The 13,118-nt window shown below is 37.5% G+C and carries 11 protein-coding genes; 6 read left to right on the top strand and 5 right to left on the bottom strand.

Annotation, left to right across the window (positions count from 1 at the left end; all coding sequences use genetic code 11):
- Positions 1-3: 3 nt before the first annotated feature.
- Positions 4-480 (bottom strand): 30S ribosomal protein S7, encoded by a 477-nt coding sequence (gene rpsG, locus A7A78_RS13960; RefSeq protein WP_068763088.1) that lies wholly within the window; start codon positions 478-480, stop codon positions 4-6.
- 60 nt (positions 481-540) lie between these two features.
- The gene (gene rpsL, locus A7A78_RS13955) at positions 541-915 is read right to left on the bottom strand and encodes a 30S ribosomal protein S12 (protein ID WP_014782632.1); all 375 of its coding nucleotides are present in this window, start codon (positions 913-915) and stop codon (positions 541-543) included.
- A 186-nt stretch (positions 916-1,101) separates the two neighbouring features.
- On the opposite strand from rpsL, the gene A7A78_RS13950 reads away from it, so the two are divergent.
- From A7A78_RS13950 to rlmB, 5 genes are all read left to right on the top strand, one after another.
- Positions 1,102-2,799 (top strand): POTRA domain-containing protein, encoded by a 1,698-nt coding sequence (locus A7A78_RS13950; RefSeq protein WP_131811156.1) that lies wholly within the window; start codon positions 1,102-1,104, stop codon positions 2,797-2,799.
- Positions 2,800-2,919: 120 nt separating this feature from the next.
- Positions 2,920-5,985 (top strand): SusC/RagA family TonB-linked outer membrane protein, encoded by a 3,066-nt coding sequence (locus tag A7A78_RS13945; RefSeq protein ID WP_068763086.1) that lies wholly within the window; start codon positions 2,920-2,922, stop codon positions 5,983-5,985.
- 19 nt (positions 5,986-6,004) lie between these two features.
- Complete coding sequence (locus A7A78_RS13940) at positions 6,005-7,441, top strand: RagB/SusD family nutrient uptake outer membrane protein (RefSeq protein ID WP_068763214.1); 1,437 nt, start codon at positions 6,005-6,007, stop codon at positions 7,439-7,441.
- Positions 7,442-7,462: 21 nt separating this feature from the next.
- The gene (locus tag A7A78_RS13935; RefSeq protein ID WP_068763085.1) at positions 7,463-7,891 is read left to right on the top strand and encodes a hypothetical protein; all 429 of its coding nucleotides are present in this window, start codon (positions 7,463-7,465) and stop codon (positions 7,889-7,891) included.
- Positions 7,892-8,045: 154 nt separating this feature from the next.
- The gene (rlmB, locus tag A7A78_RS13930; protein ID WP_068763084.1) at positions 8,046-8,786 is read left to right on the top strand and encodes a 23S rRNA (guanosine(2251)-2'-O)-methyltransferase RlmB; all 741 of its coding nucleotides are present in this window, start codon (positions 8,046-8,048) and stop codon (positions 8,784-8,786) included.
- A gap of 1 nt (position 8,787) precedes the next feature.
- On the opposite strand, the gene A7A78_RS13925 is transcribed toward rlmB, so the two are convergent.
- Positions 8,788-9,540 (bottom strand): rhomboid family intramembrane serine protease, encoded by a 753-nt coding sequence (locus A7A78_RS13925; protein ID WP_068763083.1) that lies wholly within the window; start codon positions 9,538-9,540, stop codon positions 8,788-8,790.
- A 90-nt stretch (positions 9,541-9,630) separates the two neighbouring features.
- Here A7A78_RS13925 and A7A78_RS13920 point away from each other — a divergent pair, with 90 nt between their 5' ends.
- Entirely contained in the window at positions 9,631-10,908 is a 1,278-nt protein-coding gene (locus tag A7A78_RS13920; RefSeq protein ID WP_068763082.1) for a replication-associated recombination protein A, read from the top strand.
- Here A7A78_RS13920 and A7A78_RS13915 read toward each other — a convergent pair.
- Positions 10,905-11,702, bottom strand: a complete 798-nt coding sequence (locus A7A78_RS13915) for a hypothetical protein (RefSeq protein WP_068763081.1) — start codon at positions 11,700-11,702, stop codon at positions 10,905-10,907. The two genes, A7A78_RS13920 and A7A78_RS13915, sit on opposite strands and share 4 nt — an antisense overlap.
- Positions 11,699-13,114, bottom strand: coding sequence for a DUF5723 family protein (locus A7A78_RS13910; protein ID WP_068763080.1), 1,416 nt, complete (start codon positions 13,112-13,114; stop codon positions 11,699-11,701). Before A7A78_RS13910 ends, A7A78_RS13915 begins: the two co-directional genes overlap by 4 nt.
- Between the last annotated feature and the right edge of the window lie 4 nt (positions 13,115-13,118).

The following is a 13,118-nucleotide window of genomic DNA, read 5'->3' as shown; positions in this document are numbered from 1 at the left end:
TTTTTAGAATCTGAAATGTGAGAATGCTTTGTTAGCTTCTGCCATTTTGTGAGTATCCATACGTTTCTTAACAGCAGCACCTTCTTCTTTGGCAGCCGCAAGAATCTCACCTGCAAGTTTTGCAGCCATGGATTTCTCGTTTCTTTTTCTTGAATAGGTAATCAACCATTTCATTGCAGTTGCAATTTTACGGTCTGGACGTATTTGCATAGGAATTTGGAAGGTTGCTCCACCAACTCTACGGCTACGCACTTCTACGTGAGGCATAATATTGGAAAGTGCATCTTTCCAAAGCTCCAACGCAGTTTTTTCGTCGTCTTGTTTCTTTTCATCTACAATGTCAATTGCATCGTAGAAAACTTTGAAAGCCACACTCTTTTTTCCGTCCCACATCATGTTGTTCACAAAACGCGTAACCAACTGGTCGTTAAACCTTGGATCTGGTAAAAGTGGTCTTTTTTTGGCCTGTCTTTTTCTCATTTGTTGTTTGTTAATGGCAAAGAATTAATTTTTCAATTTATTCTTGACCCGTTTTCATTTTTACTTCTTTGGGCGTTTTGCTCCGTACTTAGATCTACGTTGCGTGCGGCCTGCAACACCTGCGGTGTCTAACGCTCCACGAACAATGTGATACCTAACTCCTGGCAAATCCTTTACCCTTCCACCTCTAACCAATACTATCGAGTGCTCTTGGAGATTGTGTCCTTCGCCTGGGATGTATGCGTTTACTTCCTTACCGTTTGTAAGTCTTACCCTTGCAACTTTTCGCATTGCAGAGTTAGGCTTCTTAGGTGTAGTAGTATATACACGCGTACAAACACCACGACGTTGTGGGCACGAATCCAAAGCAACCGATTTACTCTTCTTGGTTATTTTGGTTCTTCCTTTACGTACTAATTGTGAAATTGTTGGCATATAAAATATGTATTATTACTGTTTAAAAATAAAACACCCCTATTTTTAGGGGATGCAAATGTAGAATATTTTTTTTACTAATCAAACCATACCGAATTAATTTTCAGCATACTTTCAATATTTTTTTAATTTGAATATGAAACACGAAGTTGAAACGTTAGTTTTACACAACTAATTTTGCCCTTTTTGAAAAAATTCCTATACATTTTTATATACCTTAATATATATACCTGTTTTTTCTTCGGAATGAATGCACAGGAATTGTCACTTTCCATAAAGGCCGAAAAACCAATTCCACAAGGCATAAAAGATTCGCTGCGGATGCAAACAACTTTTAAGGATTATGCCGCGCTAAGAAAAGAAACAGACACAATATATTTAAAATTACAACGGATGGGGTATATTGAAAGCGACCTGCTCCAGCTCCAAAAGGAAAACGACAGCAGCTACGTGGCAGAATTTTTCCTCGGAAAAAAATACAGCGAACTTAAAGTTTACTATTCCGAAGAAGATTTTAATAAAAAGGAACTGCAACGTGTTTCTTCCGATATTACCGATACTTATTTTATTCTTCCCTTTGAAGAAATTCCAAATTCATTAAAAAAACTTACAGCCCTACGGAACCAAAAGGGAAATGCTTTTGCCAGATTGAAACTAACAGAACTGGAAAAAGAAGAATTGAACGGCCTGAGCGCAACACTAACAGTTGACAATGGAAACATACGAACGGTAGATTCAATAGCCGTGAAAGGTTATGAAAAATTCCCTAGATCATTCTTAAAATATCATGCCGGCATCAAAAAAGGGAAAGTTTTTAACCAAAAAAGATTGGTGGAACAAAATGAGAATTTGAACAGTCTGGGTTTTGTAAATGCAATTAAACCCCCGGAGGCACTTTTCAGAAAAGATTCAACTATTGTATATTTTTATTTGGAAAAGCAAAACAACAATCTTTTTGATGGAATTTTAGGGTTTGCTACCAATGAAGAAACCCAAAAACTTGAGCTTAATGGTTATTTAAACCTGGAATTAAACAATAATTTAAATTACGGCGAGCAGCTTTTAATAAACTATAAAGCGGACGGACAGGAACAAGTAAACTTTAGGGCCAAAATAACACTGCCTTATTTATTAAAGACTCCATTTGGACTAAGTGGTGAATTGAAAATTTTTAAGCGAGACAGTACTTTTGTCACCACCGAGCAACAACTTAGAGCTACATATCAAATAAATCCACGATCAACAACCTATGTAGGCTATAAAGGTTATGATTCCAGCAATTTACTGGATGTAATAATTGCCGGAACGCCAATTGAAGATTTTAAATCAAAATTTTTCATTTTCGGAGCTACCTATATTAAAGCACAGAACAGGGCGCTCTTTCCAATAAAAACCGAAATATTATTTAACACAGGCATCGGTTCGCGCGAAAAAGAAAGCAAGGCCGAAAACCAAATATCCTTTGAAACGACACTTAACAATATTTTCAATCTTAATTTTAAAAATTCAATTTTTGCACAAAACACAACCAGTGTTCTTTTCAGCGACACCTATCTTGTTAATGAATTGTTTCGTTTTGGCGGTATAAACAGCATTCGCGGATTCAATGAGAACAGTATAGACGCCTCCCTTTTTTCTGTAATAAACACCGAATACAGATACCAATTTAATGAAGGCGTTTATCTTCATAGTATTATAGATATAGGATATTTTGAGAATCAGACACTTTCCTTAAAAGAAAAAATTTACAGCTTTGGATTGGGCCTTGGTTTAAAAACCAAGGCAGGACTATTTCGTTTTAACGTCGCAAATGGAAATTCTGAAAACCAAACTTTCAGTTTTTCAAATACCAAAATACACATCAGCGTTTCCTCAAAATTTTAATACATATCGCTGAAAACATTCATCACTCCTAAATAAAACCTAAATTTTGGGATTAAATACTTGTGTAATTAACTTTTTATTATGATTTTTGCCGTTGGCTAATTCAAATAATTTATAAAAATGAGAACAAAGTTTAGTGGAATTTTAACACTAATATTAGTGTTAGTTGTGCAGCTTACCTTCGCGCAGCAAAAAACTATTACAGGTACGGTGTCGGACGATACAGGTCTGCCATTGCCTGGTGCAAACGTAATAATTAAAGGAACCAGTTCTGGAACCCAGACAGATTTTGACGGTAAGTATACCGTTTCTGCGAGTGTGGGCCAAACAATTGCCTTTAGTTATGTAGGTTTTAACACCAAGGAAGTAAAAGTAGGAGCTCAGAATAAAATCGATGTTACACTACAACCAGATGCTGCTGCTCTGGAAGAAGTTGTGGTAACAGGGTATTCTACAAGAAACCAAACAGTACAAACTTCGGCAGTTGTTTCTATTTCTGCCGCAGAACTTTCCCAAATGGCACCAACCACCAGTATAGACAATATGCTGCAAGGTAAAGCGGCTGGTGTGCAGGTAACTGCAGCCAACGGTAAGCCAGGGCAAGGAGCTTTTGTTCGAATTCGTGGAACAGGATCTCTTGTTGCGGGGGCATCTTCACCATTATATATTGTGGATGGAGCTCCTATTAGAGAACAAGATCTTGCAAACATTCCTAACGAAGACATCGAAAACATTACCATTTTAAAGGATGCTGCAATGACAGCTCGTTACGGATCTAGGGGTTCAAACGGGGTTGTGGTTATTACTACTAAAAATGGTAACCGTAATAAAGATGCCGTAATTCGCTTTAGTTCTCGTTATGGTGTATCCTCTAGGATAAAACCAAACTATACTATGATGACTGCTTCTGAAAAAATGCAGTACGAAGCTGAATTATACGCTTTAGGTGTTTCTGGTGCTTCAGGACTTCCTGGGGTTACTACTCAGCCAGGTTCTCCTGAACGTCAATTCTTACTTGACAACGAAGTTGATTGGGCTGAACTTATTCTTAAGGATGGTATAATCCAAAATAACAGTGTGTCCATCTCTGGTGGTGCCGAAAAAATGGACTACTATTTCTCAGTAACAAATGACCGTAATACAGGTATTATAGACGATATAGATGGTTTTGAAAGAACTGGTGCTCGATTGAATGTTAACTTCGATGCTAAAGATTGGCTAAAAGTAGGTGTTAACGTTGGATATTCTAGATCAATGAGTGATGAACCAAGAGATAGAAACAACACTCAAAACCCATTTAGAGGATTACTTGACTATAATGGTTATGAAACAGAATTTGTTTTGGATGAAGATGGAAATACCGTACTTGATGAAAACGGAAACCCAATCTACAACCCTACTCACACAACATTCCCTATTAGAGGGGCATTATTGTCTGAACCTAGCGAAGATATAGATAACACCACTCTTGGTAGTGTGGATGCATTGGTAACATTTGACAAACACTGGAGTTATAACTTCACTGTAGCTGCAAACTGGTTATCAACCCGTAGAGAAAGCTATTCTAAGCCAGGAGGTATTTTGGATGCCCTTATTGGAGATCCAGCTAACCCAGGTAATAAGTTTGATGACCAACAACACAGAGTAGATTTTACTATTAGTAATCGACTTAACTATAATCTTTCAACTGACGCACACTCTGTGAACGTATTAGGATTATATGAATACAACATGAACGAATTTAATCGTGCATTTGTTAGAAGCATCGGTTTTCCTTCTGCTTTGTTAACTACTCAAGCTAACGCGTCTATGCTTACTGATGGTTTCACCAACAGAAGTAGATTGACTTTGGTTTCTTATGGTGTTTTCGCTGATTATGACTACAAACAAAGATACCTTGTACAAGGTTCTGTTCGTCGTGATGGTTCTTCAAACTTTGGTAAAGATGTACAATACGGTACTTTTTATAGTGGAAGTGTTGGATGGAACATTGCAAAAGAATCTTTCTTCCAAGTTGATGCGGTTAATGACCTAAAATTAAGAGGATCTTACGGTTCAGTAGGTAACAGATCATCATTGCCTAACTACGCCTCTCAAGGTACAGTTGGTTTTGGTTCTTATCCAGGTGGATCAAGTACACTGCCTAATAACGTTGCCAACCCAGAATTAACTTGGGAAACAACAACTACAACCAATATAGGTCTTGAATTGAACATGTTCAGTAAAAGATTACGTCTTGTAAGTGATTACTTTATCAGAAATACCACGGATCTTCTATTTACTATCCCTAAAGCTGACGAGTCTGGAGTGGGTACTGTTAATGGTAACTTAGGAGATATTCGCAACAAAGGTTTAGAAGTTTCTTTACAAGCTGATGTTTTCCGTAATTCAGATTTCACTTGGACTTTAGGAGGAAACATTCTTTTCTTGGATAACGAAATTGTAAGTTTACCTGAGGGAGAAGATATTGATGCTACAAATACATTCTTCGTTCGTTTTAGTGAAGGTAGAAAAATTAATGAGCATTATTTAATCCGTTATGCAGGTGTAGATCCAGCTACTGGTAGATCTCAATTCTACGGTGGTGATGGCAATATTTATTTTGCTGATGAAATGCCAGATATGGAAAACAGAGTATTCCAAGGAAAATCTACTATTGCCGATAAGGAAGGTGGATTCTTCTCAAACATTACCTATAAAGGTTTTGGACTTCGTACTGACTTCGTATTCAAATACGGAAACTGGATTAACAACTTTGTACGTTCTGACCGTGAATCTGATGGTTTAGCTATTGCTGACAACCAATCTGTAGGAGCATTCAATTACTGGCAACAACCTGGTGACACTGGTGTTTTACCAAGCCCAATTTATGCTACTACTGATGCTACTGTTACTGGTAACTCAGACAGATGGTTAGAGAGAGGAGATTACATACGTATGCGTAACGTAACCCTTTCCTATTCATTCCCAAGAGAAACTTTGGAGAAAACTCCAATAAGCTCATTAAGATTATATGTTCAGGGACAAAACTTGTTGACCTTTACTAAATTCTGGGGAGATCCTGAAGTTGGACTTTCTTCTGGAGAAACCATTTCATTCGTAAATGCTGTTGCACCGGGTGAGGCTACCCTTTATAGCTATCCAAACACTAAATCATACCAATTAGGTTTGGATGTTAGTTTCTAATTTAAAAAAAATTGATACAATGAAAAAAATAGTTTATAAAATAACAGTTTTAGCCTTGATCGTTGGAGCGTTTGCTTCTTGTGACAAGGAACTGGACCAAATCCCATTTGATTCGTTTGGTAACGAGAATGCTTATGTTACAACAGCAGACTTTGAAAATGCTGTTCGTGGTATCTATTCAGGATTAACTGCCGGAGGTTTTTACGGTGGTAGCGATGCCGGCGGAATGCTAGATGCTCCTGACGTGCTTTCAGACAACGTTACTTTTGCACAAAAAGGACGTGGAACAAGAAGAACATTACATAACTGGCAGTATGGAGCTGCAGATGGTCCAATGAACGGATTATATACTGCTGCTTACACCGTAATCTATAGAGCTAATTTATTATTGGCAAATAGTGAAGGTTTTGATGGTGAAAACAAAGCAAACGTAGTTGCGGAAGCAAAGGCGCTAAGAGCTTTGGCTCATTTTGATGTAATAACTTTCTTCGGAAAAATACCAACACAATCAGGAGATGCTAACGGAAGTCTTGGAATTGCTTATGTTACAGAACCAGATCCAAATGTTGAGCCTGCAAGACTAACTGTAGGGGCAGTATATGATTTGATTGTTCAAGATCTTACTGACGCTGCTGCAGATATTAACACAGATAATGATGCAGGTAGAATGAGTAGAGATGCTGTAAACACTTTGCTTTCTAGAGTTTATTTGTATATGGGTCAATGGCAAAATGCTGTAAACGCAGCTAATTTGGTAACAACTCCAGTTGCTCCAAGAGCAGATGTTGTAGATGTATGGGAAGACACTAAGCAATCTGGCTTGTTGTTTTACATCCCTAACACTCTACCTGTTTTAGGATTAAATGTTGGAGTTACTTGGAGCCAAGGTGGTCTTACCAACTTAATTCCTGAATATGTTGTTTCTTACGATTTCTACAACTCTTTTGCTAGTGACGATATTCGTAAAGATGCATATACAATGCAAGCAGCAAACAACGCTGATGGTCTTCAGTTTAATGCAATTAAAAAATTATATGGAAGACCTGGCCAATCTAATGGTCAAGTAGACATTAAAATTTTACGTGCAGCTGAGGCATATTTGAACAAAGCTGAAGCTTTATATAATCTAGGCCAAGAAGGTCCAGCAAGAACTGCTTTGGATGTTGTGAGAACCAAGAGATATACTTCACCTCCAAGTGGTGAGACCGGAACTGCACTTCGTAATGCAATACGTTTGGAAAGAAGATTCGAATTTGCTTTTGAATATCAAAGATATTTCGATCTTAAACGTTGGGGCGTGAGTATTGAACGTGATGGAAATGGTGATCTTGCCGATGGAAGTGGAACACCTTCAGATGCTCAATCGCTACCTGCTGGTAATTTTAAATTCCAATTGCCAATAGCACAAAGTTCATTGGACGTAAACCCTAACCTTGTTCAGAATCCTGGGTATTAATAATTTTTAAAATCTATCAAAATGAAAAAAGTTAATATATTAATTGTTATTCTTACCATAGCTCTAGTAGCAGTTTCTTGTGAGACTTATGATGATTATAACACAGATCGCACAACTGTTGTAGGTTTTACAACAGCCACAAAGAATATTAATAATATTCCTGAAGGTGGTACAAAAAGTGAAACTGTAAATTTATTTGTATCAGATTTGTCTAGTGCAGATAGAACCTATACTGTTATACAAGTACCTTTAGATTCAATGGAAACAGCATCAGAGAACTATACTTATGACGCTACAGTAACTTTTCCAGCAAATACGCGTGAAGCATCTATCGTGGTTACCGCGATTGATAATTCAATAACTGATGAAAGAAATTTCTTCAAACTTGCTATTCAGGGAGGTCCAGATGTAGTTTCAGGTGGTTTAGTTTTAGTAGGTGTTAAAAATTAAATTTTAATATTCCACATATTAAACAATCAGTTTATCAAGCACCCCTTTTTTAAGGGGTGCTTTTTTTTACAAATAATTTAGATCCAAAAGAAAAATTATTCTCTTTACCTTTACGCGTTTTTAATTCCAAAAAGAAGAATTAATTGCAAGCATTATGAAAGAAAAAACAAATACAATCTTTGGAATTTACCCAGTAAAAGAGGCCTTAGCTTCAAAAGTTATCTTTGATAAAGTGTTTATCCAAAAAGGGGTTGATAGTGATAAAATTGAAAACCTTATTAAGGATCTTGAAAGAGAAAACATAGCTGTAAGCATAGTTCCTTTTGAAAAACTTAATAGACTTACAAAAGGTAATCACCAAGGCATTGTGGCAGTAACATCACCAGTTGCTTTTCATTCATTGGAAGACGTTGTGGAAAAAGCTTTAGCCAATAAAAAAAATCCACTGTTTTTAATTCTCGATCAAATAACCGACGTTAGAAATTTCGGGGCCATTTTGCGCACAGGAGAATGTACCGGCGTTGATGCCGTTATAATTCAAAAAAGTGGAGGTGCGCCTGTTTCAGGTGATACCGTAAAAACTTCAGCTGGGGCTATATTTAAAATTCCAATTTGTAAAGTGGAACATATAAAGGACGCTATTTTTTATATGCAAGGCTCAGGAATTACCACTGTAGCGGCAACTGAAAAAACCCAAACTGATATTTATTCCTTAGATTTAACCATGCCCTTGGCAATCATTATGGGTTCAGAAGAAAAAGGAGTTTCAAAATCTGTATTGAACCTGGTAGACCAAAAAGCTTCTTTACCCCTACTTGGTGAAATTAATTCGTTGAACGTATCTGTAGCCTGTGGAGCTTTTCTCTATGAAGTAACGCGCCAACGGCGTTTGTAGTTCACTCAGATTTAGTGTCTGGCGTCTTTTTTAAACTGTATATTATTCTAATCCCACGAGGCTTACGCTCAATCTCCTCTTCTATTGGCAGTTCCTTTGGCAATTCAATAAAATTACCCTTTTCGTCAAACTGTCTTAAAAATGGGTCGTTTTCTGGATTGTAATCCTCTTTTTCCCATTCGTACTTTTTATTTTCTATGTGATTTTCCTTAAAGAAAAAAGCAAGGAAAATTCCAACGAAAAATCCCGAAAGATGCCCTTCCCACGATATACTGGAATTTATGGGAAATACATACCACAACATTCCCCCATAAAGAAAAACAACAACCAAGGCCAAGGCGGTAAGCTGAAACTTTTTGGAAAAGATTCCCCTAAAAAATAAAAATGCCACAAGCATATATACTACGCCACTTGCGCCAATATGCAAAGATGCTCTACCAATGCACCAAGTGGCCAAACCTGTCAACAAGAGGCCAAAAATTAAAATTCTCCAACGTATATTTCTATAAAAATAAAATAAGGCCGCAGTCAAAACGAACAATGGAACAGAGTTATTAAAAAGATGCTCCAAACTTCCGTGAATAAAAGGACTAAAAATAATGCCCCGTAAACCTTCTACCCTTCTTGGATAAATTCCGTAGGAGTTGAAATTAAAACCAAAAACAGTCTCTACCCAAAATATAATCCACAACACCATCACAAACAGCAACGGGTAATAGATTATAGAATTAGAAAACTTTAATTGATTTGACATAGATACGTGATTACAAAAACAATCCCAAACTCAAATTTATGATAAATTGTCAGTGAAACCGATTTATTAAAATTGTAATTTTGTATATATATGAATGCTCCCCTCGCCGAACGAATCCGTCCCAATACTCTTGAAGGATATTTAAGTCAGCAACATTTGGTTGGCCCAAAGGGTTCGCTTACTTCGCAATTAAAGTCCGGAATGATTCCCTCAATGATCTTTTGGGGACCGCCGGGAACAGGAAAAACCACACTCGCAAACATTATTGCCAATGAAAGCGGAAGACCTTTTTATACGTTAAGTGCTGTAGATAGTGGCGTGGCAGCTGTTAGGGAAGTGATTGAAAAGGCAAAGAAAAGCGATACGCTATTTTCTACAAAAAACCCAATTCTATTTATTGACGAAATACACCGTTTCAGCAAATCGCAGCAGGATTCATTGCTCGGCGCTGTTGAAAAGGGTTGGATAACGCTTATTGGTGCAACTACTGAAAACCCGAGTTTCGAAGTAATTCCCGCACTTTTATCGCGCTGTCAGGTATATGTCTTGGAAGCATTTAGCCGCGAGGACTTGGAAGCCTTATTGAAAAGGGCCTTAAAGGAAGATAAAATGTTGTCCTCAAAAAAAGTAAAACTGCAGGAAACAGAAGCTTTAATAAGACTTTCCGGTGGTGATGCACGAAAACTTCTGAATATTTTGGAACTGGTCATTCTTTCTGAAAGCGCAGAAAAGGTTTCAATTACAAACGAACTTGTAATGCAAAAAGCACAAAAAAACACGGTGCTTTATGACAAAACTGGCGAGCAACATTACGATATTATTTCAGCATTTATAAAATCCATTCGCGGTAGTGATCCAAATGCTGCGGTTTATTGGCTGGCGCGGATGATTGAAGGTGGAGAAGATATAAAATTCATCGCGCGAAGAATGGTCATCCTCGCTTCCGAAGATATCGGCAATGCAAACCCCAATGCATTATTACTCGCCAACAGTACTTTTCAAGCCGTAAACACTATCGGCTATCCCGAAGCACGAATCATTTTGAGCCAGTGCGCTATTTATTTGGCAACTTCACATAAAAGTAATGCTTCCTATAAAGCCATTGGCGAAGCACAACAAACCGTTCGGCAAACAGGCGATCTATCTGTTCCATTATCAATTAGAAATGCGCCAACAAAGCTTATGAAGCAATTGGGCTACGGAAAGGAATATGAATATGCGCACAATTATGAAGGTAATTTTGTGCCGCACGAATTTTTGCCCGAAGAACTAGCGGGCACCACTTTTTACAGGCCGGGAAATAATCCCAAGGAAAATGCGCTAAAAAGCTATTTGAAACAACTTTGGAAGGATAAATATGATTTTTAGTTTTCAGAGAGATAGTTTGTAACCGAGGAACCATCCTTAATTGTAAGATTCCCGGAAGGATCAAAAGAAGCATCAGAAACTTTTCCAGAGGTATCCATATATTTCACAACTTTATCCATAACTATTATTTTCCCTATTAAAAGAAGGCCATCCGAAGCGTTGGCAGATTCTTCATATAATGAATAACCTTCCGTGGTTTTTCTAAGTAGAAATGTTTTTCCACTGTTGGAATAATTTGAAAATTTTGCGTCGGGAAGCAAATTCCCCGAAACTCTTGAAACTTTTGGTTTTGTTAATTCAGCCTCTTCTGTTTTTAATTTTGTTTGATCAGAAACAGTTGTATTGCTGGAGTTATCACTTAGAAGGATTACATCTTTCTGTTTCACGCGCATCCCTTCAATGCTATTGAACGCTTTTCTTAGAGCATCTTGGTAGGTTTTATCAAACTCTTTGTATTTACTTTTCCCTTCTTGGCTTCTGTATATTTCGTTGTCATTGCAGTCTTTTATAACTATTTGCAACTTTGTTCCTAGGATGGTTTTAAGCTCTTCCACATTTGCGTAAAGACCATCGCAACGATTTGCATTGGGCGCATCTTCAGCAAAATATGCATTGAATCCGTTTTTCTCAAAATAGAATTTTGACATGGAATTCATTTGATACTGATCTTTCTCTTTTAAGAAATCAAATTGGTTCGGAACAATTACATAGCTATAATCACTCAGGTTTGCATTTTGCGAAATAGCATTTGTGGCAAAAAATAAAGAAATAAAAATCAGTAATAATCGTGTCATTCTTCGTCAATTATAATATTAAAACCTAATTGTAAAGATACACTTTTTGCTTTTGCCAAATTGCCATACTTTATGAGATTGTCTGCTGCGATATAAAAATTTATTTTACCAATATCTGCCGAAACACCAAGGCCAACATTGGATAACGAATAGGAATCTACCGTATAAGTTGCCTTGGCGGAAAGATAGTCCGTAAGCCTTCTGTGGTAAAAAAGTGTACCCGCCATTTGTGGTCCCTTCGGCCTAAAAATAGAATAGAACTGAAGCCCAACATTCTGTTTGTGAAGCTTGCCTCCACCCATATTCAAACAATCACAATCGCCAGAAGCATTAAACCTACCAAAACCAAAACTCAGTGCCGCATTGAATTTTACGGGACGTAACTGAGTATATGAATTGTGAAGTGTGTCTATCGGAATTTCACGCTCTATTTCATCCTCAAGATCGTCATAGTACGGAAAGGTTGATTCCCCTTGACTTAAAGGCGGGAAAATAAGGTTTATACCATCTAAAGTATAATTGCCATGGGCGCGATAATTTTCAACATCTTTTGAATGAAAAATGGCGCCCACATCCTGTGCGCTTGCTGAAAGCGTCCAAGCTTCATTAAAATCATAGGTAAAACCCAAGTCCACTCCTACTCCAAAGTTGCCCCCAAAAAAAGCACGGCCTAAAATTTCATTTGTAACCTGGGACGCTCCATCCAATTCGCGCAGTGACGCATAGCCAGAGGTTTCCACAGTAACATCGGCATTTCTAACTGTGTGTTCATAAATATTTTCCGAATTTTCATCGCCCAAGGTGGTGACGAAAGTTCCTGCATTGTTTACACTTCTGTAACTGAACATACTGGAATATAGTTTAAGCCGTGCTCCCACTGTCAATTTATCCGTAATCTGCTTGTTTAGCCCGAAATGGTAAACGGTCATAAAATCGCCGGTCGTACTTATTTCTCCCAAATCAAATTCATAATCCAGATAATCGCGATTTCCTTCCCAAGCAAGAATGGCCAAATCTCGCGGGAAATAGGCTATAAAATCAAATTCCTGATAAATTCCGCCGGAAAAATATATTTCGTTTTTTGCGCGCCACCCAAAGTTGATAAGCTCCAACTGCTGGGTGGCCGTGAAGAAATCAGTATTTTTCATTTCGAAAATCTTTGCCGTAATCCGGTCGTTTATATTATCACTTCCATCTTTAAAAATGTCATAAACAGATACGCCAGAAGAACCGCCATTAAAATGTATTTGAGACAAAAAAGGAATTCCGTAGTGCTTTTTCTGGGTCACTTTCATTCCGGGATTGAGCATTAACGACTGCGGAACGTCATCAAAACCGTAAAGTATTTGCTTATTTTGAGATATAGCAAAAAAGCCCACAAGGGATAATATGATAGTTAAGTAATGTTGCATTGTA

It is taken from the genome of Aequorivita soesokkakensis, from assembly GCF_001641085.1.
Lineage (GTDB): Bacteria > Bacteroidota > Bacteroidia > Flavobacteriales > Flavobacteriaceae > Aequorivita > Aequorivita soesokkakensis.
This window is presented reverse-complemented; position numbering and strand designations above follow the sequence as displayed.

What these genes read in the sequence shown, in the direction of transcription:
- rpsG (WP_068763088.1), bottom strand. Translation starts at nt 480, where the DNA reads ATGAGAAAAAGACAGGCCAAAAAAAGACCACTTTTACCAGATCCAAGG.
- rpsL (WP_014782632.1), bottom strand. Translation starts at nt 915, where the DNA reads ATGCCAACAATTTCACAATTAGTACGTAAAGGAAGAACCAAAATAACC.
- A7A78_RS13945 (WP_068763086.1), top strand. Translation starts at nt 2,920, where the DNA reads ATGAGAACAAAGTTTAGTGGAATTTTAACACTAATATTAGTGTTAGTT.
- A7A78_RS13940 (WP_068763214.1), top strand. Translation starts at nt 6,005, where the DNA reads ATGAAAAAAATAGTTTATAAAATAACAGTTTTAGCCTTGATCGTTGGA.
- A7A78_RS13935 (WP_068763085.1), top strand. Translation starts at nt 7,463, where the DNA reads ATGAAAAAAGTTAATATATTAATTGTTATTCTTACCATAGCTCTAGTA.
- rlmB (WP_068763084.1), top strand. Translation starts at nt 8,046, where the DNA reads ATGAAAGAAAAAACAAATACAATCTTTGGAATTTACCCAGTAAAAGAG.
- A7A78_RS13925 (WP_068763083.1), bottom strand. Translation starts at nt 9,540, where the DNA reads ATGTCAAATCAATTAAAGTTTTCTAATTCTATAATCTATTACCCGTTG.
- A7A78_RS13920 (WP_068763082.1), top strand. Translation starts at nt 9,631, where the DNA reads ATGAATGCTCCCCTCGCCGAACGAATCCGTCCCAATACTCTTGAAGGA.
- A7A78_RS13915 (WP_068763081.1), bottom strand. Translation starts at nt 11,702, where the DNA reads ATGACACGATTATTACTGATTTTTATTTCTTTATTTTTTGCCACAAAT.
- A7A78_RS13910 (WP_068763080.1), bottom strand. Translation starts at nt 13,114, where the DNA reads ATGCAACATTACTTAACTATCATATTATCCCTTGTGGGCTTTTTTGCT.